This window comes from Thalassorhabdus alkalitolerans (assembly GCF_042656525.1).
Classification (GTDB): Bacteria; Bacillota; Bacilli; order Bacillales; family Marinococcaceae; genus Thalassorhabdus; species Thalassorhabdus alkalitolerans.
This window is the reverse complement of the sequence record NZ_JBHSOZ010000003.1, coordinates 136,651-159,919: the sequence shown is the minus strand read 5'-3', so window position 1 is coordinate 159,919 and position 23,269 is coordinate 136,651. Positions and strand designations below refer to the sequence as shown.

Sequence of the window (23,269 nt, the reverse complement as noted above, 5' to 3'; positions counted from 1 at the left end):
GATAGATATTTACATAGGAGAGAACAATAATGAAAAATAAAATACATTGGCCTGTTTTTCTTCCCACTTCAATTATCCTTATTTTTACTGTAATTCTTGGCGCATTGTGGCCTTCTTCCTTTTATGAATGGCAGACAATTATTGTGGATTTTGCCTTTATTCATTTCGGCTGGCTGTTTAATCTGACGGTGTTTCTATTAATATTTATTTGTTTATACCTTGGATTTTCAAAATATGGAAATATCAGATTTGGCGGAAAAGAGGCAGAGCCGTTTATTACCAAATGGCAGTGGTTTGCAATTTCTCTAACAGCTGGTATTGGAGTAGGGATTTTATTTTGGGGTCTTGCCGAGCCGATCACGCATTTCAGTGGTCCTCCACAAGTGCTGGGAATCGAGCCTTTCACTGAAGAAGCTGCTGTTTTTTCGATAGCTTCCAATCTTGCCCATTGGACACTAGCACCGTACTCTGTGTATGTCATAGCAGGAATCGCAGTCGCCTACAGCCATTTCAATCTTAAGCTTCCTTATACAATCAGTGCCACCCTTTATCCCTTTCTAGGTAAAAAAGCCCTGGGAACAGGAGGGACGATCGTAGACATTCTGTGTATCTTTGGAATAGCAGGTGGAATGGCCGCAGTTCTTGGTGAAGGAGTTCTACAGATAGGAAGCGGAATGGAATATATTTTTGGCATTGAGACAGGGGTCTTCCTTTGGAGCATCCTGGTTGTTGTCATAACAGCTGCCTATATTATTTCAAGTTATACAGGACTGAAAAAAGGGATACGGTTCCTGGCAGACCAAAATGCCAAAGTCTTTTTGTTCTTGCTCATATTTGTTTTTGTAGCGGGGCCGACGACATTTATTCTGAATTTAGGTGTTCAGGGTACCGGAGCTTTTTTAAGCGGGCTTCCAGAACGCTTCTTATGGACAAGCCCGATGGAAGGTTCAGAATGGCCGAGGTGGTGGCCGATCTTTCATTGGTCCATCTGGCTGGCCTATGCTCCAATTATCGGTATGTTTCTTGCAAGGCTTGCTTATGGAAGAACCATAAGAGAATTTGTGCTGTTTAATCTTTTGCTGCCTGCAGGATTTGGTATGCTTTGGTTTTGGGTATTTGGAGGAGCGTCCATTTTTTATGATTGGCAGGGAGAAGGACAGCTTTGGGAAATGATTTCAAATGAAGAAGGAGGGCTTGAACTATCCTTATTTGTATTCTTGGAATCCCTTCCTTTCACAGTAATCATTAGTATTCTCATGCTGGTTTCTATCTTTATTTCCTTTACAACACTTGCGGACTCCTTAACAACTACTGTTTCATCTCTTACAACCAAAGGCTATTCCTTTGACCACCCTGAACCTCCTGCCACAATGAAAGTGTACTGGGGAGTCCTCCTTGGGACTTTGGCTCTTTTAACAATCACAGCAGGTACTGGCGGGGAAATCACAGGCATTGAAGCAGTAAAACAAATGGCTACGGTGGCAGGATTTCCAATACTCTTTTTTATTATCTTTCAAACAGCAGCCACATTGAAATCTGTCATAAAAGGAAATTGATGGAAATTAGGAACATGTTCTTAAAAAGAAACAAAACAGTATGGCAGGATCATTTTCCCTTTCCCTTTGTTTATGGTAAAGTTTGACTGGATGTGTAAAAGAGAACCATGTATAGTAAGAGTCTAGTCAATTTGAGTCGTGTAAGGAGAAATAAATATGAACAAGATTACATTAGTCGCTACAGCAACAATGGGACTGGAAGCTCTGGTCGCCCGAGAAGTGAAAGACCTGGGTTATGAAAATGTTGAAGTCGAGAACGGAAAGGTGACTTTTACGGCTGATCCCCTCGCTCTATGCCGTGCAAATTTATGGCTTCGCACAGCTGACCGTGTCAAAGTCCAGCTAGCTGAGTTTAAAGCCACGTCCTTTGAAGAATTATTCCAAGGAACCAAAAGTGTGCCATGGGAGCAGTTTCTTCCTGAAAATGCCGAGTTTCCCGTAATCGGCCGTTCGGTGAAATCAAAGCTCTATAGTGTTCCAGACTGTCAGGCGATCGTAAAAAAAGCAGTCGTTGAGCGCTTGAAGGAAACTTATAAAACAAGCTGGTTTAAAGAAGATGGCCCATTTTTCCGCATTGAAGTTGCTCTTCATAAAGATACAGCTGTGCTGACAATCGACAGCTCTGGAGAGGGGCTGCACCGCCGTGGATATAGGCCATTACACAGTAAAGCACCACTCAAAGAAACACTGGCTGCAGGCTTAATTAAGCTTACCCATTGGACCCCGGACAAACCTTTTGCTGATCCTTTCTGCGGGTCTGGCACTTTACCTATTGAAGCGGCACTGATCGGCCAAAATATAGCTCCTGGGTTTAACAGAGAGTTTGCCGCTGAAAGCTGGGATTGGGTTGGCAAGGAAAATTGGGAAAAAGCTAGAGAAGAAGCTGAGGATCTTGCGAATTATGACCAGCCTTTGGATATCCAGGGAAGTGACTTAGATCCTAAAATGATTGACCTGGCCAAGGATAATACGATGGAGGCAGGTCTTCATGGATTGATTGAGTACAAACAGATGCAGGTAAAGGATTTTACCTCTAAGAAGGAGTACGGCACGCTCATCTGTAATCCGCCGTATGGTGAGCGGCTAGGGGAAAAGCAGGCGGTGGAAGAGATGTATAAGGATATGGGCAGGACTTTTTCTGCTCTTGAAACGTGGTCTGTATATGTTATTACTTCCCATGAAGGCTTTGAAAATTTATACGGAAAAAATGCCACGAAGCGAAGGAAACTTTATAACGGAAATATTAAAACCCAATACTATCAGTATTGGGGACCAAAGCCGCCAAGGCGGTAACACTCATGATATGAAAAGGCTGTTGAGAATAATCTCAGCAGCCTTTTTTTGGAACACTTCTAAAGAGATCAAGCCAATAGAGTAGAACAGGGTGCAAAACTATCGGAAACGCTCAAAGCGACTCCCGATAACGAATTGGATGAAAATAACAGGTTTCGATGGTTGTTATGTCTGCTGTCTTTTATATTTCCACATCATGTAACGGTATCTGATTGTGCATCCGATACAATAGCCCGTTAAAGCGATGCCTGCTGCCAGAAGAACCATAACGGAAAATGCTATGCTGATGGCAGGGAAACCGAGAAAATAAAAAAGCAGAGATAATCCTAAACATACTGTGGCAATCCATTGGTTAAAACGCTGCTGCTCAGGGTCCTCCAACACATACTGGATCGGCTTTTTCTTTAAAAAATTTCTGCCCAGCCTGATGACGGGGTTTGAATTTGTAATCAAACTAACCATTCCGTTTATGAACGGAAGAAAAAGAATCCATATGGAAAAAATAAGAGAAAGAAGAACTGTGCTAACAATAAACGCTTGGTTTGCCTGTACAAGTGGTTTTGGGATACCCACAAATAATCATTCCTTTGTCATTTATCTTCTTCCATTGTACCATTTAGCATGCAAGTGTTTAAGAAATTCGTTTTGATTCGTTGGAATAAATGATGAGCTCTCTGGATATGCTGTAGGTATATTCTTTTACTTGCGAAGGGGGCTTCTCATTGACTCGATCATATGACGAAAATCAATATAATGATTTAATGCAAGTGAAAATGTCGATTAAGGCAGCGGAGCGTGCAGTGGGTCATGCCACTGAGAGTCTCGATGAAGATCAGCTGGAAGCTGCGTCCAATGCAGTCAGGTTTGCCAAACAACAGTATCAACAAGCCTTTACTCACCAGACAGGGGTAGATTCTCATTTTTTAGAGGTTTCCGAAGAATTGCTTGAAAATATCGACCATCAGCTTAAAGAAGCGAAAAAGAAATAAAATAGATTTGTTAGGCGCGAAGACGTTCTTCGCGCTTTTTTTGATGAACCAGGAAACGTAGAAGGGGTCTATACAGTACCATGTTTGAAGAAGAGGAAGCTTTGTCAGGGAGTATACATACAAATATAAATGGATTCTCCTCTGAAACTACACGTTACCGCCCGCTCTGAGACCTTGGGGCAGAAAGAATCACCGAGGGTAAGATCCGACTCCACCCTCGTTTTGAAAAACAGCATGATACTTACATATCAAACAGTTCACTTATTCTTAGCTTGATCATTCTGCTGGTAACAGGAAAGTGATGAGTACATGGGTTTCTCAAGCAAAAATAGAGGAGTAATGGAAGCGAATATCGAAAAATATAGAAACCTGGTGTTAAAGAAAAGATTCGCTGAGAACGATTATACGACTTGGGGGAGGAATCTACTAATGAGAGAAGTAGTGATTGTAAGTGCTGCACGCACACCGATTGGCAGCTATGGGGGAAGCTTATCTTCCGTCAATGCAGTAGATTTGGGTGTGGCAGCTGCTAAGAGCGCGATTGAGAGAGCGGGAATACAACCATCAGACATTGATGAGGTTTTAGTTGGGAACATTTTATCCGCAGGCCTTGGTCAAAACGTTGCCCGTCAGGTTGGAATATTTTCTGGCCTGCCTGATACTACGCCTGCTGTAACTATTAATAAATTATGCGGATCAGGTTTGCGTACGGTAAGCATGGCTGCCCAGTTTATTTCGTTAGGGGATGCTGATGTCGTGCTTGCCGGTGGAGTAGAAAGTATGAGCAATGCTCCGTATGTCGTTCCTTCTGCCCGTTGGGGTCAGCGGATGGGGGATGCAAAAATGATTGATACGATGCTTAATGACGGGCTAATGGATAAATTTCATGGCATCCACATGGGTATTACTGCAGAAAATATTGCTGAACAATGGAGCTTTACGCGAGAAGAGCAGGATGAATTTGCCCTTGAGAGCCAAAGAAGGGCAGAGAGAGCTCAACAGGAGGGGTTATTTGCTGAGGAAATCACACCGGTTTCTGTGCCGCAAAGAAAAGGAGACCCTTTGGTTATAGACAAAGATGAATTTCCTAAACCTGGTATGACAATGGAAAAGCTCGCTAAACTTAAGCCGGCCTTTAAAAAAGAAGGAACAGTGACAGCCGGAAATGCATCGGGGATTAACGACGGAGCGGCTATGCTCATTGTTATGGCAAAGGAAAAAGCCGAAGAGCTTGGAGTGGTACCGTTAGCGACAATTAAATCTTATGGAAGCGCTGCCCTGGATCCTAAAATCATGGGATATGGCCCTGTACCTGCTTCTGAACAGGCATTAAAGCGAGCAGGGCTTAAGGCTGAGGACCTGGACCTTATAGAGGCTAACGAGGCGTTTGCGGCTCAGTCGCTGGCAGTGGTGAAGGATTTAGGACTGGATAAAGAGAAAGTAAACGTAAACGGTGGAGCGATCGCTCTTGGCCATCCGATTGGTGCATCAGGTGCACGCGTGCTGACAACCTTACTATACGAAATGAAACGGCGGAAAGCCAGGACAGGCTTAGCCACCCTGTGTATTGGCGGTGGACAAGGTACCTCCTTAATCGTGGAAAGAGAGGGAGAATCCTTCTAATCTTTTGATATTACTAATGAAATGAAGAGTCCCGTCTTCACATACAGAGACATAAAGAACCCTGAGCTTGGCTGATGTGCCTTACTCAGGGTTAATTACATCTTTTATTTTTGGGTTTTCGAAATGGAAATAGTCAATGCCAGGTTCATAGGAAATGGTCATGCCATCGACATACCATTGGTCTTCTTCAGTAACAAAGAACGTGACTCCTTCCTTGGTTACCTGAAAGGATGTTGGAGATGGTGTTTCTTTTGCTACACCAATGGAAAATCCTCCTGAACCGACTCCTCCTACTCTTACAAACAGCCTGACAGCATCTCCCTCTTTTAATTCCATTTCTTTTTTGTAATGTTTTGCAGCTTCAGAAGAAATTGTAAAGTCCATAGAGATGCCTCCTTCTTTACGTTTATAACACGAGTCAAAGAAAACATCAAAACATACAAATGGTTTTACTTAACATGACATATAATATCCACTATAATAAACGTTACATTTCTATAGGCGAAACAAATGCTTTTACTACATAACAAGAAGGGGTTGTATGAATGTCTGACGTAAAACAAAGTGAACAGCAGCTTCATGAGCTGATGAGGAAAATGACAGCTTATCGTCAAGCAATTGGCTTGATGAATTGGGATGCCAGAACTGGTGCCCCTAAAAAAGGGATCAATCAAAGATCAGAGGCTCTCGGTTATTTATCTACAGAGGTATTTAAACTTACAACCTCAAATGAAATGGGAGAGCATTTAGAAGCTGTTCTAAGTGATGAAGGCAGGGCGCAAGTCTCAGAAATTACTAGGAAGTCAGCTGAGGAACTTAAGAAAGAATATGACCGCTTTAAAAAGGTTCCAGAAGAGGAGTATAGAGAATATAACATTTTAAAATCTAAGTCAGAAGCACAATGGGAGCAGGCCAAATCAGAAGCCGATTTTGAAACCTTCCGTCCCAATCTCGAAAAGCTGGTCGAATTCAAGCGAAAGTTTGTAAATTACTGGGGCTATGAAGGTCATCCATATAATACGTTATTAGATGACTATGAACCCGGCGTAACCGTGGATATTCTGGATGATGTATTTGGTAAGGTTAGAGAGGGACTGATCCCTTTAGTCAAAGGGGTAAAAGAGTCCGAAAACAAACCGAAAACAGGGTTTTTATTTGAGCATTTTCCAAAAGAAAAGCAGCGGGCATTCAGTCTTGAAATCCTTAAAAAAATGAACTATGACTTTCAAGCAGGCCGTTTAGATGAAACAGTACATCCCTTTGCCATTGGGCTTAACACCAATGATGTCAGAGTTACAACGAAGTACGATGAAAAAGACTTCAGAACAGCTGTGTTTGGCACCATCCACGAAGGCGGCCATGCTCTTTATGAGCAAAATATATCAACTGATCTTGAAGGTACAGTCTTAAGTGACGGGACCTCTATGGGTATTCATGAATCTCAGTCCTTGTTTTACGAGAATTTTGTAGGCAGGAATTATGCTTTTTGGGAAAACAATTACGACTTGCTTAAGTCATACTCAAATGGTCAATTCGACAATGTGAGCATTGATGCTTTCTACAAAGCGATCAATGAAGCAAAACCGTCTTTAATTCGAATTGAAGCCGATGAAATGACGTATGCTCTTCATATTATTCTTCGATATGAGATTGAAAAAGGTTTAATTACCGGAGATATTCAAGTCAAAGATCTTCCTGCCATCTGGAATGACAAAATGCAGGAGTTTCTTGGCGTGACTCCTCCCCATGACGGAGTAGGAGTCTTGCAGGACGTTCACTGGTCTTTTGGAGCGTTTGGTTATTTCCCTTCCTATGCTCTTGGTTACATTTATGCAGCCCAGCTGAAGAAGTCTTTAGACCGTGATCTTCCTGACTTTGATAACCTTCTTCGTGAAGGCGAGCTTTCCCCGATCAAAGACTGGATGACCAAGCACGTCCATCAGCACGGTTCCTTGAAGAAACCCGTAGAAATTCTAAAAGATACAACCGGAGAAGGAATTAATCCAGATCATTTATTATCTTATTTAACAGATAAATATAAGGAACTGTATAAATTCTAATGTCCCGATCGTAATTCAGTCGCTGGGGTCAAATTGTATACTGGAAACAGCCTCAGGGAATACAGCTACTACACGTATTCTTTTAGCAAGGAGGTTTTCCCATGAACAAAAAAATATTATATAAAGGAGCCGCTGCCATGCTCGCGGCAGGTATGATCGCAGGCTGCGGGGAAGCAGAAGATGACCTCGGTGATAACGGCGGCGAGGAACAAGAAGAACCTGCCGGAGGCGAAACCGATGTGGACGGTACAGGCGGTGACGATGATCCTTTATATGAGGATGACATTGATGTAGAAAATGAACCAGACGGCACAGAAGATGAAGATACAGGGATTGAAGAAGAAGATGAAGGCATGGAAGGCCATGGATGATGATGTAGATGCTGAATTAGATGATACAGATCAAGAAGTAGATGATGATCTAGACATTGACCTAGATGAAGATGAGGAAATGGAAGAAGAAGATGACTCTTAACAAGTAAGGCTGGCCATTGGGTCAGCCTTTTCATGTAGAAGGAAAAAAAGACCATTGAATTTATAAAAGCTGGAAAATAAAATATGTAAGTATAGAGATTTTTTTGTTTAGTGCTATAGTATAAAATAGATGTTAAAGGTTTGGAAAACTTTGAGTAACAATGAATAATAGCTATGGGGGTTAGCTCTTTATGAGCATTGATGTTAAAAATTCAGTGATTACAGATATCTTGCAAATAGCAAGTGAATTAGTGGATACGAAGACCTTTTTTATAGGATCATTAGAAAGTGACTTTTCAGTTCTCCGGGTGCTTCATACAAGCACAAACCAGAGCTGCAGTATTTCTCAAGGAATGGTTCTGCCTCTTGAAAAGTCTTTATGACATATTATTTCTTGTAGTGGTCGGGAACCACTTATCATAAATAATATACAAACTGACGAGCGGGCAGCCCATGTTAAAGAAGATCTAGAAAGCATTTCGCTTGCTTCTTATTTAGGGGTGCCGATTATTTTGGAGAATGGTGAGCTGTTTGGCACGCTCTGTGCAAGTGACACGGAACCATATGATTTTACAGAAAAAGAAATTGAGAGTGTAAAAAGGCTTGCTAACGTATTATCCTCGGTGATCTCTCAAGAGCAGCAGGTTACTCTGCCAGTTATTGAGGACAAAATGAAGCTTTTAGACAAGCAGGCGATGGTTGGGAAGTTGGCAGCAGGTCTGGCTCATGAAATTCGTAACCCTATGCAGACAATTAAAGGATTTATTGAGCTGTTGTTTGCCGACAACAAGGAAATGGCTCATTATCATGAAATAGTAATTGAGGAGCTTAACCGCTTGAACAAGCTGGTCAGTGACTTTTTACTTACAACACAGCCCAGTGCACCCAAAAAAGAAAAGATCTCTCCTTATGAATTGCTGCGGCAGACAATGTATTTCATGGAAAGTGAATTCCATCTACACAATATTGAATTTAACTTACTGGCAGGAAATGAACCACCCTCCATATATTTAGACCCATCGCAAATGAAACAGGTTTTTCTTAATATTTTTAAGAACTCCATTGAAGCAATCGAAGAGAATGGAAAAGTAGATATAGAACTTACTGCCGATATCAACTGGGTTACCGTCTTTGTAAAAGATAACGGCAGGGGAATACCCCTTTCTTTGGTAAATAAAATTGGTGATCCATTTTTCTCTACAAAAGAGGAAGGGACAGGTCTTGGTTTATCAATATGTAAAACCATTATTAAAGAACACCAGGGATCTCTAGATATTGAAAATCACCCGGAAGGCGGTACGCTGGTATCCGTTCGATTGCCAATCAATGCAGGCAAGTTTTAAGATAATAATGAAGGATCTTGGACCAATCCTCCTAATAGAAAAGGGACTTACTATCATAGGTGAGTGCCTTTTCTTATTTTCAGAGTAGGACTCCTTATTACTTCTTAAATAGTTACAGTTATTATTTTTGTTCCCATAAAGTTTTGAAGTGAGCCAGATCAATTTCCACTTACGACTCCTTTCACAAACTTGAAATTTTATAGGTGTTTTCCAAGACAGTGGTTGTTCACATCTATCGTTTGAAAAAACAAATCATAGATTTGTGTCAGCCAATAGGTGAAATACAGAGGACATGCCCCTGTCTACTACACAGACCTAACAACTTACCTTTCACGCCATCTCTATCACTGGTTACAGTTTTTTGATCATACTCTTTTCCATACGCTGTCTTCCCTGTATCCGATATTATCAGAAATGCTGGACTGAACAGTTAATGTTATGTAGCCCGGGGGAGGGGCGTCATGGTGCAGGAATTGTTTTACTTCTACAAGACACTTAGAGGGAAAATTTGTAAAAAGAGACTTAAAGAAAATTGTGTAAGAAGAAGGGCAAACTTTTTGGTGAAAGGTCAATCCCTGTCAATGATTCCTTTGTTAAGACCAATGCTAATAAACCTAACCTTAAATAATCTGCAAGTGTTTGTTGATAAGGTACAGAAAAATTGGGGAAAAGGTGTATGAAAGAACACCCTAACTCTTACAGGTCAGGGTGCTTTTATAAAAGAGCTGTTTTAGCTCCTATAGGCATGGGGTCCACACCAGGCATATTGATTGTAGATTCCAAACGGACGAGGGTATATATCAAGTCGAGGGTCATAAGCATGAACAAAATCATCATCTGTTTGGGAGATCATTACTTGGCTCCATGGTGGGGTAGTCTCTCCAGGCTCTTTTGTATCTTTTGGCATACGGATGCCAAATAACCTTCGTGTTTCTGCTTCTACTACATCAGTTAATCTCATGCCGAGGCGTAAACTTTCAAGAAGACGTTGATGAACTTTCGTTGAAATTAATTGCCTGGCTTCTTCAAATTGATTGTTCTGCCACAAGGAGAGAAACCTTTCTTCTAAACTTCTTCTTTCCAGAAGCATAATTTGTTCGAAACACTCTATGTTCCCTGTCACGTAAGGTAGAAAACACAGAGGGTGTTCACTAGTAAAATACATCAGTCTTTTAAATTCTCTGAATGCATACCTTGTCGCTTCCTGAGGAGCATAATCTTTACTTAAAAATTCCGAATCAGAGTATTTGGTCATGTACCGATGTTGAACAAATTCCGGTGGAACCGCTAGGGAATTGGTAACAATTGGGATTGGCACATAAGGTGTAGTAACTGCTCCGGTAATAGCGATCCATAAGGTCTGCAGTTCATTCGGGACGTTCTGTCTAAGATGGGCGACTTGGCCATAACCTGCACGATCATTAGACCAACGCGGATCCCTAACCAGTGCAAGCATATCTTCAAGACTTATCGGTACAAGTGACATTAGCTCTTCTTCTCTTTCTGGAGGGACACGAGCAGCTGTATAGTGATCTTCTTGTTTCTCTACGCCTTCTCCGGGAAAAGGTTCTCCATAAACATCTTGCAGGTTTAAATATTCCGGGTTATCAGTTTCAGGATCCCACCATCCTTGTTCTCTTGCAAATTCTACAATATTATCTGACCCCATGTAGTTCTCATTGCTCTGAAAATCGACAGGGAAATTGTGTATATACCCAGGGTAAGACACTCGTACCTCGTCAGGTCCTAACCGCTCGGCTGCCCATAACCCCTGTCCACCGGCATATTCGATAACTACCCACCCTTCGTCTTTATCCGCAAAGAGATGGGAGTTACCGCCGTATGTCGAATAACCATAGGTGGCAATAAGGTCACCGATAATTTCTACAGCTTCCCGGGCTGTTTTCGCTCGTTCCATGACAATACGAGCCAGGTCACTGTAATTTGGACCCTGCTGCGGTTCGGGTGTCATTTCCACTAATTCTTGGCGGGAAGGTGACCAAATGTCACGCCCGGCCACACCGTACTCGTTTAGGCCACCATTGGTTAACGGTGGAGGAAAGCCTGCATATTCGGAATAAGTTGAACTAATATACTTATTTGTATATTGAACCTGGGGAATATCAATAATCCTTCCCGGAATATTTGCCTCCTCCGTCACACCGACCTTCATAGTTGATCCAGGTGGGTGGTGCTGCCCCGGTACTATATCAATCCAGTGACTAGAAGGCTCATGTCCAAAACCACCAAGTAACGTCGAACCATCTTTTGTTAATTGGCTTCCCACGAAAAATCCAATGCTCATTAAAACACCCCTCCCAAAAGCAATATCCTTTCATTTTATGAATCATAGCTTATTCCTTATGTAGCAAATATAGGGGAGGGTTTGAGAGCATCAATATATTAAGAATGAAGACATTGGTAAGGAAAATCCAATAGGGGGGACGTTTGGAGTCAGAGTAAAGTATATTGAAGTGGTATAGTTCTTATATTCTTCTACACCTCAAAACCATAGTTCTCATACTTTATAATAAAGAACCTTAATTATTGAGAAGGGGTTGAAAAGATGGAGAAGCAAAAGCCCTGGTCTATTCCTCCTAAATGGTCGGAGTTGAGCAGGGGTGGTTTTGGAGGAGTAGAACCTGAAGCGGGCTCGTGGCCAATGTTCTTTTTTAAAAAGCACATGTTTAGAGGGATGATTACCTTATACGGAGAGCCTGTTAGCTTAGATCCAGTGGATCCATATACAATTGATTTTAAAGGAGAGCAATTAGAGGTTGTTAAACAAACTCTTCGAAACCTAACACCCCAACAAATAAAAATGGCGAAACTGTATGCAGAGACCACCCCAACAGAGGATTGGGCCTTTGTAATAAATGAGTTAATAGAAAAGTATGATATTAACCCTCCTCGCGCAGCACGAATAATGGGGATTTGTAAAGCTGCGTTGAACGATACAATGATTGTTACTTGGGATATTAAATATTCTACTGATATTGCCAGGCCAGATCAAATTGATCCAACAATACAAACTGTTATTCCTACACCCCGTTTTCCTGCCTACCCATCAGGACATTCAACAATGGCCGGTTGCGCTGAAGTAATATTAAGTCATTTTTTTCCTGAAGAAACGGTAAGATTAACACAAAAAGCAAATAACATCGCTCAATCAAGGTTATATGCAGGAGTCCATTTCCCAATCGATAATGAAGAAGGTCTTCGATTAGGCAGGCAAATCGGGAATCATGTTATAAAGTTAATATAATATGGTGTATGCAAATATTAAATATTTGCATAAGGAAATTAGTTTATGAAACCTAATCCGTTTTTCCCGACGATGATAAAAGTAGGTTTTAAATGACTACAGAATTTCGTGAAGGTATTATAATATTATCGTGACAAAAATAGAATAGTTTTCATATATAGTTAATACACACCGTGCCTATCCAAAAAGGGGTTATCTCAAAAGTAAGAGTTTTGAGGCAGCCCCTTTATGTATTACTCGGATTTTTCACATTTAATCTAAATCAGACCATTACCCTGATGGGTCTTCAGCCTTACTTTACTATCAGGTCTCGTTTTAACGTTTGCTTCATTTCATCATTTACGTTATTTCCAAAATTTCACATACCGTAATATATATACATTTAAAACTTGATTAATTAATAAATAAAAAGGGAAAACAGACAAAGAGTACTTATTGGAAATAATAAGAAGGAGGAATATAACAATGGCTTATGAGCAACCAACAAAAGAAGAAATTAAGGAAATTTTCGATCATGCTAAACGTATAGCGGTTGTAGGATTATCCGAGAAACCTGAAAAAACTTCATATGAAGTAAGTAAAGTCATGCAGGAAGAAGGATATGAGATTATACCCGTGAACCCTAACGCAGAAGAAGTTCTAGGTGTGAAGGCAGTCAATTCTTTAGAAGATATCGATGGTCATATTGATATTGTTAATGTATTTAGACGTAGTGAACACTTACCTGAAGTAGCCAGAGAAGCAGCAAGCATAGATGCAGACGTATTTTGGGCACAGCTTGGTTTGGAAAACGATGAAGCTTACCAAATAGCAAAAGAAGCAGGTATGAAAGTAGTCATGGATCGCTGCATTAAAGTAGAGCATGCAATTACACGATCATAAAAATCTAAGGCTTCTCTTTAAGTACCGGTGTTCAAGGGAAAAAAAGGGAAGTCTATTTAAGTATGTTGACTTGGTGTTCTTCCTCTAAATAAAAAAAAGCCTCGTTGAAGTTATTTCGGCTTATGCTTTGCATTCTGCGGACGCCCTGCAGGAAAATGTCCTGACGGTACATCCCGCTTTGAAAGTCCTGGGTTACGGCACCTTCAGCAAAAGGACCCTGCATGTACTCCCTTGCGTTTTGTCCGTATGATCCGGCTAATTGTTTGTCAATATAATAAGGTACTCCTAATGTAATTGCGCCAGGACCAAGGTCGTCTTCGGGGAAAATTCTTTCAAACGCTGCACTCAGCACACGAAAATCTTCCTGACGTTTAAAAAACATTCTTGCTTCTGTGTAGTCATTGGCCGGAGCGTGATCATGCGCTTGATCATCATCGGTTTGTGTGTCAGTTTCCTGGGCTGTATCATGTGTGCCCCAGAACTGGCTGCCCAACAAACCGCCTAAAAAAGTCCCCCCACTACACTATCAGCAACCAAGCGCCTGGTCATCCCATCGTCCTTGGTGGCGTTATTTGGGTTGTTTTCATCGGCCATTTGAATCCCTCCTTATTTAATATAAAATCACCTCTTTAGTAATCTTTTGCCGAAATGCATGTAAAATGGTAAAAGAGGTCCTATACCTAGTACCCAAGTAAGTGGAGGTTTCACACGTAAAATTTCATATTTTTTATAAAGAATTATGGAAATCGGGGAAAATGGTATAAAATAAGGAATATTGTATAGTTACTTGCGTAAAGAGATAGAAACGTATGTTCTCTTATGATATGTTATAGTGAGAGATGGAAAGTGTTTCATGCAGAAAGGGGATTAAGCAATTGGCACCGAAACAAGCTTTTGATTATAACGATGATGCCATACAAGTACTAGAAGGGTTGGAAGCTGTTAGAAAAAGACCTGGAATGTATATAGGAAGTACTGACAGCCGGGGGCTTCACCATCTGGTTTTCGAAATTGTTGATAACGCTGTCGATGAAGCTCTTGGGGGCTTTGGCGATCAAATAGAAGTAATTATAAATAAAGATAACAGCATTTCTGTCCGGGATGAGGGCCGGGGGATGCCGACAGGAATGCATAAAATGGGGAAACCAACGCCTGAAGTCATCTTTACAGTGCTCCATGCCGGCGGAAAGTTTGGCCAGGGAGGCTATGCGACTTCTGGCGGGCTTCATGGGGTTGGAGCTTCTGTTGTTAATGCTCTTTCAGAATGGTTGACTGTTACAATCCATCGGGACGGCACGATATTTAAGCAGGAATTTGCGAATGGCGGGAAAGCGGTCACAACCTTAGAAAAGACAGGAAAAACAAAAAAGACTGGAACAGTTATTCAATTTAAGCCTGATCCTGTTATGTTTGGAACCACTACGTTTAACTATGAGGTGCTGGCCGAAAGACTTCGTGAAGCTGCCTTTTTATTAAACGGAGTAACCATACAGCTTGTTGATAAAAGAGAAGGAAAAGAACAAACGGATTCTTTTTCTTATGATACAGGAATTCAAGCTTTTGTGGATTATTTGAATGAGGACAAGGAATCTCTGCATCCTGTTGTGTTTTTTGAGGGATCCAATCAAGACATCGATATCGAATTTGCTTTTCAGTTTAACGATGGATATACCGAAAACATACTTTCCTTTGTAAATAATGTTCGAACAAAGGATGGAGGCACACATGAGTCTGGCGCCAAAACAGCAATGACAAGAGCTATCAACGAATATGGGCGGAAAATGAATTTCCTGAAAGAAAAAGATAAGAATCTTGATGGGTCTGATATCCGGGAAGGATTTACTGCTGTGATATCTATCCGTGTACCAGAAGAAAAACTCCAGTTTGAAGGCCAGACAAAAGGAAAGTTAGGTACTCCGGAAGCACGGTCTGCGGTAGATGCGATTGTTTCCGAAAAGTTAACTTACTTTTTTGAAGAAAACCCTGAAACAAGCTCGATGCTAATCAAGAAAGCTATTAAAGCCGCTCAAGCTCGGGAAGCTGCCAAAAAGGCAAGAGAAGAAGCCAGGAGCGGAAAGAAAAGCAGAAAGAAAGATGTGCTCTTAAGCGGAAAGCTCACCCCAGCACAATCAAAGAATGCAGCTAAAAATGAACTGTACCTGGTAGAGGGGGATTCTGCTGGAGGCTCAGCGAAACAAGGCAGAGACCGGAAATTCCAGGCAGTTCTGCCGCTGCGGGGAAAAGTAATCAATACAGAGAAGGCAAAGCTTGAAGATATAATGAAAAATGAAGAGATCCGTACCATTATTTATGCAATCGGTGCAGGGGTGGGGACAGAATTTGCTATAGAAGACAGCAATTATGAAAAAGTTGTTATCATGACTGACGCCGATACTGACGGAGCTCATATCCAAGTTCTCCTTTTAACATTTTTCTACCGTTATATGACTCCACTCGTCGAGGCGGGAAAAGTTTACATTGCACTGCCCCCTTTATATAAAGTAAGCAAAGGGACGGGGAAAAAGGAAAAGGTAGAATACGCCTGGGATGAAGACGGTCTTCAGAGTGCGATAAAGAAGATTGGCAGAGGCTATACGATCCAGCGTTATAAGGGGCTTGGCGAAATGGACGCAACACAGCTTTGGGAAACTACGATGAACCCAGAGTCACGAACTCTTATTCGAGTGACAGTAGATGACCTTGCCAGAGCCGATAAACGGGTATCCACGTTGATGGGAGATAAAGTAGAACCACGAAGAAAGTGGATTGAATCCCATGTAGAATTTGGTATGGAAGAGGATGACAGCATCTTGGAAAATGAGAACTTATTTGTCGTAGAGGAGGAGTAACCTTGGGAGAAGCAGAAAAATATTTAGACCTTCCACTAGAAGATGTACTAGGAGACCGCTTTGGACGTTACAGCAAATATATCATCCAAGAACGAGCTCTTCCCGACGCCAGAGACGGGCTTAAGCCCGTTCAGCGCCGGATATTATATGCCATGCTTAAAGATGGCAATACGTCGGATAAGCCTTTCAGAAAAGCAGCAAAAACCGTAGGGAACGTAATCGGGAACTATCATCCTCATGGTGATAGTTCTGTTTATGAGGCTATGGTAAGAATGAGCCAAGAGTGGAAAGTGCGTAATTTATTAATTGAAATGCATGGGAATAATGGCTCCATTGATGGTGACCCACCGGCAGCCATGCGTTATACGGAAGCCAGGTTATCTTCTATTGCCCAGGAGCTTTTGCAGGATATCGAGAAAGAAACTGTAGAATTCATTCCGAATTTCGATGACACACAGGAAGAGCCGGTAGTCCTGCCAGCTATGTATCCTAATTTGCTTGTAAATGGCTCAACGGGTATATCGTCTGGATATGCTACAGACATTCCACCTCATAACTTAAATGAAGTCATAGACGCTGCAATCATGCAGATCGATGATCCGGAGTGCACAGTGCAAGAATTAATGACTGTTTTGCGTGGGCCTGATTTTCCTACTGGAGGTATTGTGCAAGGGGTAGATGGAATTAGAAAAGCCTACGAAACAGGTAAAGGTAAAGTGGTTGTCCGGGCGAAAACAGATATTGAGGATATTCGCGGCGGGAAGCAGCAAATTGTCATTACCGAAGTTCCTTATGAGGTTGTGAAAGCAAATCTTGTAAAGAAAATGGATGAGCTTCGATTTGATAAAAAAGTGGAAGGAATAGCTGAAGTCCGTGATGATACCGACCGGACAGGACTTCGAATTGTTATTGAAGTGAAAAAGGAAGCAGACGCTGAGGGTATTTTAAACTACTTGTACAAAAACACAGACTTACAGGTTACTTATAATTTTAATATGGTCGCTATTCATAACAGGACACCTCAGCTTCTTGGCCTTAAACAGCTGCTGCACTCTTATATCACTCACCAAAAAGAAGTAGTTACAAACAGATCCAGGCATGAACTGCGGAAAGCAAAAGAAAGACAGCATATCGTAGAAGGATTAAAGAAAGCTATTTCCATTCTCGATGAAGTAATCGAAACCATCCGAAGCTCTAAGGATAAAAAAGACGCAAAAAACAACCTTATCAGCCGCTTTGAATTTTCAGAACCACAAGCAGAAGCAATTGTGACGCTCCAGCTTTATCGTTTAACGAACACTGATATTACAACCTTAGATAACGAATCAAATGAGCTTGCTAAAGAAATTGAAAAGCTCGAAAGGATTCTTTCCAGTGAAAAGAATCTTTTTGCTGTCATAAAAAAAGATTTAAAGAAGATCAAAAAGACCTATGGAGACGAACGGAGAACGGTCATTGAAGAGAAAATCCAGGAGTTAAAAATCGACTTAGAAGTTATGGTCCCTTCAGAGGATGTCATTGTCTCCGTAACAAAGGAAGGGTACGTAAAACGCACAAGTCTCAGATCCTATTCTTCCTCTAAAAATGAACGCCCTGGAATGAAGGAAACAGACGATCTTATTTACTTTAATGAATTAAACACTACAGATACCCTTTTATTATTTACCAAGAAGGGGCAGTACTTGTATATGCCAATTCATGAATTACCTGATATTCGGTGGAAAGATAACGGTCAGCACGTTGGCAATATTGTTCAGCTCGACCGGGAGGATGAACTGCTTAAAGCGATTGCTGTGAGAGAATTTACAGAAGACAGTAATTTATTATTTTTTACAAAAAACGGAATGGCCAAGAAAACAAGCCTGCAGGCATATAAGGCCCAGAGATATTCCAAGGCCCTCGTTGCAGTTAAGGTGAAAGAAAATGATGAAGTCGTGAATGTAGAAATGACCAATGGAAACGAAGAAGTCTTTATAGGCACAAAACTTGGTTACGGACTTCGTTTCCTTGAATCAGAAGTTAGTTTAGTCGGGCAGCGTGCTGCCGGGGTCAAAGGAATAAACCTGAAAGATGGAGATGAAGTAATTAACGGATTAACATTTGATCTGTCAAAAGAGGAACAGGCAGTAATTGGACTAATTACACAAAGAGGGTCCATGAAGAAGATGCCTATTCAGGAGTTCGAAACTTCTACGCGGGCAAAACGGGGTCTTGTCATGTTACGAGAGTTAAAATCCAAGCCCCATCAAGTGGTAGGTTTAGAAAAATTCGAAACAAACGATGTAATTGCAGTGCAAACTGAAAATGAAGAAGTTACACATATAGAAACCAGCATTTTAAGAAACACTGACAGGTACAGCAACGGCTCTTTTGTCGTGGATACAAAAAAGAACGGAGACGTTTCTGAAGCATGGAAATATACTAGCCACATAAAGACAGAAGAACAAGAGTAGTACAGGCAATCTTAAATGAGAAAGAAGATCGCTAAAGAAGCGGTCTTTTTTCATGCTACCCAACATTATAGAATTCACCATAATATAATTATGTTAACTTAAACAAGGATGGTACATATATGAGATTAGGAACACACTTAATAGGAGCCACTGCAGCTGCCACTGCCTATTATACAATCAGTCCATTATCTTTTACTGATATAGCAACAGTAGGTGGCGTTTATTTGGCTAGCAGCATTGCAGGCGGATTATTGCCTGATATCTGCAGCCCGAGGTCCTGGATAGGGAGAAGGCTGCCCCTGATTGCCACCATTATTAGCAAAACGTTTGGACACCGGACCTTTACACACAGCTTTCTGTTTTTATTTATTATTTATTTCTTTACTCAATCAATAGAAGGGGAGTGGGGGCTTGCAGTTCAAACAGGTCTGTTAGTTGGGATAGCAAGTCATTTGCTTCTTGATATGATGACTTCTCGAGGAGTTCATTTATTTTTTCCAATTAAATTTCCAGTTCGTTTTCCTTTTTTCACTAAAACAGGCTCAACGGTAGGAGAAGGGAGTATTGCTGTACTTCTTACACTTTGGGTGGTTTATTTTGCTGTTACTTATTTGTAATGTTCAAGTTAGTTTTAACCTTCTACCAACGGGGTAATTCTATTTCTGAAACGAATTAACTTCGAGGAGGCGATTTATTTGAGTACACACACATTGCTACGCACAGATGAAGAAGTTATGGAAAAAGTTGAATCGTTAAAAAGCCAGGGAATAAATGAAAACAATATCTATGTCCTTTCCCATGATAAACAGCATACTAATCAGCTTGCAGATGAAACGGATGCAAATACAGTTGGTACTACAGAGACTGGATTAGATACTACAGTGAAAAACCTTTTTAGAAAAAAAGGTGATGAACTGAGAGCAAAAATGCAGGAAATGGGAATTGATGAAGCAGAAGCAAATGAACTAGAGGAAGAACTTGATGAAGGTAAAATACTGGTTGTTGTAAAAGATGAAGGACCAGATGCAAATCTTTAAGTGTGAAGTTCTTTAGAAAGCTACACTTATATTGAAAAGTAACCTGGATAAGGGCGCTTTAAAAGCGTCCATTATTCAGGTTTTTTATATGTAATGATAAAGGAATATATTGAGGGGAAAGTATTAGTATAAAACTTGTAAGGTAAAACCTTAATTATGGGGGGTGATGATATGAAGATACAAGGTAACATAATTGCAGGTGAGTTTGATGAAAAAATGAATGAGTTTACGTTGCAAGAGATCAAATATTTTACCACCCAATCCACACTAAGAGTAAATCAATTTACTACACTTTATAATTTTTTGTCTAAACACCAAAATGAAAGCGACCGGCAAGTTTTAACCCTATATGATCAAATGCCAGTATTTTTAACAAATAAAGAAATAGAGCAATTAATAGAGGACTTAGATAAAATAAAACCATTATACAATTAAGTTATGGGGATTATACTGCTTACAGGCGCCTACAACACTGACTCAATTTCAGTAAGTTTTTTAGGAGTGGCAGCTGGGCTTGCTGCTGGCCTTTCTTATGCATTGTTTATATTCGGGTTTAAAAATGCTTCTTCTATCGGAAAGCCGCAGACCACATTAACCATCGCCTTTTTTTCGTTTTGTCTCCTCCTTTTTCTTTTTGCGGACAATGGGGAAGCAGCTTAGTGTGATGACATCAAGTGATATAGGATGGTTTCTTCTATTAGGGATCGCAGGGGCTGGAATTTCATTTATATTCTATGTGATAGGTATTCGGTGGACTGCTCTCACAACTGCTTCGATGGTCGCCATGGTAGAGCCGGTGACAGCTTCATTATTTGGCTTTCTACTTACTACCATTCAACTTCTTGGAATGGTGGTCATCTTAGGTACAGTCACCGTGCTTAGTGTGAAGCAGTCCAAATAAGAAAGTTGCTATCCAGCAATTAACTTAACATACAGTCACTAAAATAAAAGGAAGAGACTTATGGGACAGCCTCTTCCATTTTATTTTGGTCTATTTATTTGTTTGTCAGATATAACACTTTTCAGATACTCATGGAATTCCAGAAACATTTCTGTGGGAGTTATTTATTATCGAATAAATAAGGTTCTATCAATGGCGGCCGTATAGTCTCCTATATGGAACAACTTGGAGCTGTCATGCACTTCTTTCTTTCATTGTTTTTAGTGCATTATTTATATTCTTTGAAATATAGCTTGGTGGGAATTATTAATGATTTTCCTATCCACATTCTTTTTTTCTTGCGGATGTCCTGATTTTTGTGCCCTTTGGGAGGCCTTCTTTATTGCTATCTTAAGGGTAAGGATAGTGCAAAACTTTATTTTAACTTATGATAAAATATGTTGTCAATAATAAATTTGTGATTTTTTCAAAAAAATGTTATAATAGTCTTGCTATTGTTTTTTCAATCGTATTCTGAATTTCGCTGTATTTTTCTGCAAATAAAATTATGGATACGTGTCTACAAGGAGGACTTGAATAATGAATCTAATCAATAAGAAAGTTACCCACAAGCATTTTGGTATGGGTAGTATCGTTAAACATAATGACACTATTATAGAAATACATTTCGCATCGGAAAATAAAAAGTTCGTTTTCCCCGATGTATTTGGAAAGCACCTAAAACTGCATGACAAAAGTGATGCTAATTCACTTGATGAAATTATACAAAAAAAGGAAAACGAACGAAAGAAGGAAGAATGGAAGAAGGAAGAGGAAAGAAAATTACAACGAAAAAATCAGGAACTGCGCTTGGAACATAATAAACTTATGAAAAATCATAAACTTCATTCCGAATCACAAATGGTGTTTTGGTGTGACTCAGAAGAACAGAAGAGTTCTTTGTCAGAGTGGAAGGTTTTTGCAGGCGAAGTAAAAAGCGGTAATAACAAAGGGAACCCAAACAAACCTATCCGCTTGCACCAAAATAGCGCTGTCCTGTTAACAGCAGTAGATTCCAGTGAAAAAGACAGACGTATTTTAGGTGTTTATATGGTGAATGAAGATTTTATTGGTAAGCTTTGTGAAGATGGATATATTCCTGCTCATTCAAAATACAAACTCCTACTTACAGAACAAGAATCGGAGCAAATGTATTTCTGGAAATATTATGCAAATGAAAAATCCCCCCATAAAATGACATGGAAGACAGGTAAATACCGTTATTTTGAAAATTCATTGATGGCACAAATTTTGCTTGATATAGTTGCGTTAAAAGATAACTCAAAAGACCGAGAGCTGGCACAACAATTCTTTGAACATTTTTGTAAAATGAATCAGTTAACAGAACAAGATTTACCAAAGCCTAATGGTGCATTAATGCGTATATAGACACAAGCCCAAAGATAATAAGAATGGCAGGGACTTACACATGTTCCTACTATTCACCAATACAAACAGTGTCAGGGCACTGTTTGCTAATAAATCACTAACCAGTTTTGTATATATGAGAACTGAACTGTTTGATTTATCCCCTTTAGGTAGACATGAAAAAAAGAGAGCATGATATTATGTTCTTAATCGTCTACCTGGAGGGGATTTTTCTGTGGAAAAAATAAACCTTTAAAGCATATACAAAGGGTTTAATGCGTGAAGTGGTTCGTTTGAAGATGGAAGAGGGATGGTCTTACAGATGACTCCGTGAACGTTTTGAAAGTAGAGTGATGCCCAGATTGCTGAGTGGGTAAAGAAAGTTCAGAATGAGGAATCCTTTGATGATAAGCGAGGTCAATGGAACAAGAAGAAATGTAAAACCATGTAAGAGGGTTAAATAGGAATGTTTCTTATTTATGCAACAATAAGAGGGGATGCAAAGATAGGATTTAAAGGGTAATAGCAAGAATAAAACAATTGTATTATAAGATTTATTGAGATGATTTATTGAGATCAAGTAAGCAGAATAACAAAGAGCTGTTTTAGCTGAGGCTCCATTTAGAAAAAGTCAACGATATTTAAAGGCCTGCAACTAAGTTCACGATAATAACAAAAAAGTTAAAACCTCAATAAAAAGTGTAAAAAATAAAAAATCGTTACTTAAACAAGGAAAATTTTATTTAGAAAGTAGGTTAGAAAGTAGCTTTACTAAAACAAATTTTTAAATTCTGTCTCAATATCCTAAGATTACTACTTTAATGAGACATGAAAACAAACAATTATTTAACTTCCTATAATATATATTATGTAAACTAGAAAAATCAATTTAACCATCCTAACTACCGGTCATCTTCCACCCTTGTCATTATGTAACTTATTTGTATTAGGCCTGATTAAGGGTTCCTTTTATTACATTTTTCCTCCTGCCGTAGGAATCACGGTTTGAGTGACCAGGGCTCAGTTTTTCCTATGATAAAGCGGCTGCCTTTGTTATTGTAAGCCCAAATCACTCCATCACATATTTCCTTCTGGGTTAACCACCGTGAATGGTTATTTTCAAATTCAAATCCCAGAA

General features: G+C 40.1%; 22 protein-coding genes and 1 pseudogene. 19 read left to right on the top strand and 4 right to left on the bottom strand.

Features of this window, described 5'->3' with window-relative positions; genetic code table 11:
* Nucleotides 1-29: 29 nt before the first annotated feature.
* Nucleotides 30-1,556, top strand: a complete 1,527-nt coding sequence (locus ACFPU1_RS03405) for a BCCT family transporter (RefSeq protein WP_385938634.1) — start codon at nucleotides 30-32, stop codon at nucleotides 1,554-1,556.
* A gap of 156 nt (nucleotides 1,557-1,712) precedes the next feature.
* A complete protein-coding gene (locus ACFPU1_RS03400) occupies nucleotides 1,713-2,849 on the top strand; it encodes a THUMP domain-containing class I SAM-dependent RNA methyltransferase (RefSeq protein WP_385938631.1) in 1,137 nt (378 codons plus the stop codon).
* A 165-nt stretch (nucleotides 2,850-3,014) separates the two neighbouring features.
* On the opposite strand, the gene ACFPU1_RS03395 is transcribed toward ACFPU1_RS03400, so the two are convergent.
* A complete protein-coding gene (locus tag ACFPU1_RS03395) occupies nucleotides 3,015-3,422 on the bottom strand; it encodes a DUF4395 domain-containing protein (RefSeq protein WP_385938628.1) in 408 nt (135 codons plus the stop codon).
* A 149-nt stretch (nucleotides 3,423-3,571) separates the two neighbouring features.
* Between ACFPU1_RS03395 and ACFPU1_RS03390 the strand changes: the two genes are divergently transcribed.
* Both ACFPU1_RS03390 and ACFPU1_RS03385 read left to right on the top strand, forming a co-directional pair.
* Nucleotides 3,572-3,838 carry a DUF2564 family protein gene (locus ACFPU1_RS03390; protein ID WP_232725459.1) on the top strand — a complete coding sequence of 89 codons (267 nt, stop codon included), beginning with the start codon at nucleotides 3,572-3,574 and terminating at the stop codon, nucleotides 3,836-3,838.
* A 429-nt stretch (nucleotides 3,839-4,267) separates the two neighbouring features.
* A complete protein-coding gene (locus ACFPU1_RS03385) occupies nucleotides 4,268-5,461 on the top strand; it encodes an acetyl-CoA C-acetyltransferase (RefSeq protein WP_385938625.1) in 1,194 nt (397 codons plus the stop codon).
* Nucleotides 5,462-5,542: 81 nt separating this feature from the next.
* On the opposite strand, the gene ACFPU1_RS03380 is transcribed toward ACFPU1_RS03385, so the two are convergent.
* Entirely contained in the window at nucleotides 5,543-5,845 is a 303-nt protein-coding gene (locus ACFPU1_RS03380) for an iron-sulfur cluster biosynthesis family protein (protein ID WP_054637708.1), read from the bottom strand.
* 161 nt (nucleotides 5,846-6,006) lie between these two features.
* Here ACFPU1_RS03380 and ACFPU1_RS03375 point away from each other — a divergent pair, with 161 nt between their 5' ends.
* From ACFPU1_RS03375 to ACFPU1_RS03355, 5 genes are all read left to right on the top strand, one after another.
* Nucleotides 6,007-7,521, top strand: coding sequence for a carboxypeptidase M32 (locus ACFPU1_RS03375; protein WP_385938621.1), 1,515 nt, complete (start codon nucleotides 6,007-6,009; stop codon nucleotides 7,519-7,521).
* Between the two features lie 101 nt (nucleotides 7,522-7,622).
* On the top strand, nucleotides 7,623-7,892 hold the full coding sequence (locus ACFPU1_RS03370) for a hypothetical protein (protein ID WP_385938618.1): 270 nt from the start codon (nucleotides 7,623-7,625) through the stop codon (nucleotides 7,890-7,892).
* The gene (locus ACFPU1_RS03365) at nucleotides 7,867-7,995 is read left to right on the top strand and encodes a hypothetical protein (RefSeq protein ID WP_385938616.1); all 129 of its coding nucleotides are present in this window, start codon (nucleotides 7,867-7,869) and stop codon (nucleotides 7,993-7,995) included. The genes ACFPU1_RS03370 and ACFPU1_RS03365 overlap by 26 nt, the downstream gene beginning before the upstream one ends.
* Nucleotides 7,996-8,185: 190 nt before the next feature.
* Nucleotides 8,186-8,377 (top strand): 3'-5' exonuclease family protein, encoded by a 192-nt coding sequence (locus ACFPU1_RS03360; RefSeq protein WP_385938613.1) that lies wholly within the window; start codon nucleotides 8,186-8,188, stop codon nucleotides 8,375-8,377.
* 3 nt (nucleotides 8,378-8,380) lie between these two features.
* Nucleotides 8,381-9,337, top strand: coding sequence for a GAF domain-containing sensor histidine kinase (locus ACFPU1_RS03355; protein WP_385940445.1), 957 nt, complete (start codon nucleotides 8,381-8,383; stop codon nucleotides 9,335-9,337).
* A gap of 730 nt (nucleotides 9,338-10,067) precedes the next feature.
* On the opposite strand, the gene ACFPU1_RS03350 is transcribed toward ACFPU1_RS03355, so the two are convergent.
* Entirely contained in the window at nucleotides 10,068-11,642 is a 1,575-nt protein-coding gene (locus tag ACFPU1_RS03350) for a C69 family dipeptidase (RefSeq protein WP_385938610.1), read from the bottom strand.
* 261 nt (nucleotides 11,643-11,903) lie between these two features.
* On the opposite strand from ACFPU1_RS03350, the gene ACFPU1_RS03345 reads away from it, so the two are divergent.
* Both ACFPU1_RS03345 and ACFPU1_RS03340 read left to right on the top strand, forming a co-directional pair.
* Nucleotides 11,904-12,602: a vanadium-dependent haloperoxidase gene (locus tag ACFPU1_RS03345; protein WP_385938607.1), complete on the top strand. Its 699-nt coding sequence runs from the start codon at nucleotides 11,904-11,906 to the stop codon at nucleotides 12,600-12,602.
* A 465-nt stretch (nucleotides 12,603-13,067) separates the two neighbouring features.
* Nucleotides 13,068-13,484: a CoA-binding protein gene (locus tag ACFPU1_RS03340; protein ID WP_385938604.1), complete on the top strand. Its 417-nt coding sequence runs from the start codon at nucleotides 13,068-13,070 to the stop codon at nucleotides 13,482-13,484.
* A 52-nt stretch (nucleotides 13,485-13,536) separates the two neighbouring features.
* Here the strand turns inward: ACFPU1_RS03340 and ACFPU1_RS03335 are convergent, their stop codons facing one another.
* A complete protein-coding gene (locus tag ACFPU1_RS03335) occupies nucleotides 13,537-13,977 on the bottom strand; it encodes a gluconate 2-dehydrogenase subunit 3 family protein (protein ID WP_385938601.1) in 441 nt (146 codons plus the stop codon).
* Nucleotides 13,978-14,323: 346 nt separating this feature from the next.
* Here ACFPU1_RS03335 and parE point away from each other — a divergent pair, with 346 nt between their 5' ends.
* From parE to ACFPU1_RS03295, 8 genes and pseudogenes are all read left to right on the top strand, one after another.
* Entirely contained in the window at nucleotides 14,324-16,333 is a 2,010-nt protein-coding gene (parE, locus tag ACFPU1_RS03330; protein WP_385938598.1) for a DNA topoisomerase IV subunit B, read from the top strand.
* 2 nt (nucleotides 16,334-16,335) lie between these two features.
* Entirely contained in the window at nucleotides 16,336-18,786 is a 2,451-nt protein-coding gene (parC, locus tag ACFPU1_RS03325; RefSeq protein ID WP_385938595.1) for a DNA topoisomerase IV subunit A, read from the top strand.
* 119 nt (nucleotides 18,787-18,905) lie between these two features.
* Nucleotides 18,906-19,403: a metal-dependent hydrolase gene (locus tag ACFPU1_RS03320; RefSeq protein WP_385938592.1), complete on the top strand. Its 498-nt coding sequence runs from the start codon at nucleotides 18,906-18,908 to the stop codon at nucleotides 19,401-19,403.
* A 78-nt stretch (nucleotides 19,404-19,481) separates the two neighbouring features.
* A complete protein-coding gene (locus ACFPU1_RS03315; RefSeq protein WP_385938589.1) occupies nucleotides 19,482-19,823 on the top strand; it encodes a YflT domain-containing protein in 342 nt (113 codons plus the stop codon).
* Between the two features lie 171 nt (nucleotides 19,824-19,994).
* Entirely contained in the window at nucleotides 19,995-20,258 is a 264-nt protein-coding gene (locus ACFPU1_RS03310; RefSeq protein WP_385938586.1) for a hypothetical protein, read from the top strand.
* 229 nt (nucleotides 20,259-20,487) lie between these two features.
* Complete coding sequence (locus ACFPU1_RS03305; protein WP_385940443.1) at nucleotides 20,488-20,724, top strand: hypothetical protein; 237 nt, start codon at nucleotides 20,488-20,490, stop codon at nucleotides 20,722-20,724.
* 579 nt (nucleotides 20,725-21,303) lie between these two features.
* Nucleotides 21,304-22,152, top strand: a complete 849-nt coding sequence (locus ACFPU1_RS03300) for a malate synthase (RefSeq protein WP_385938584.1) — start codon at nucleotides 21,304-21,306, stop codon at nucleotides 22,150-22,152.
* A 254-nt stretch (nucleotides 22,153-22,406) separates the two neighbouring features.
* A pseudogene (locus ACFPU1_RS03295) lies at nucleotides 22,407-22,564 on the top strand (IS3-like element ISBth8 family transposase); the annotation flags it as partial.
* Nucleotides 22,565-23,269: the final 705 nt, after the last annotated feature.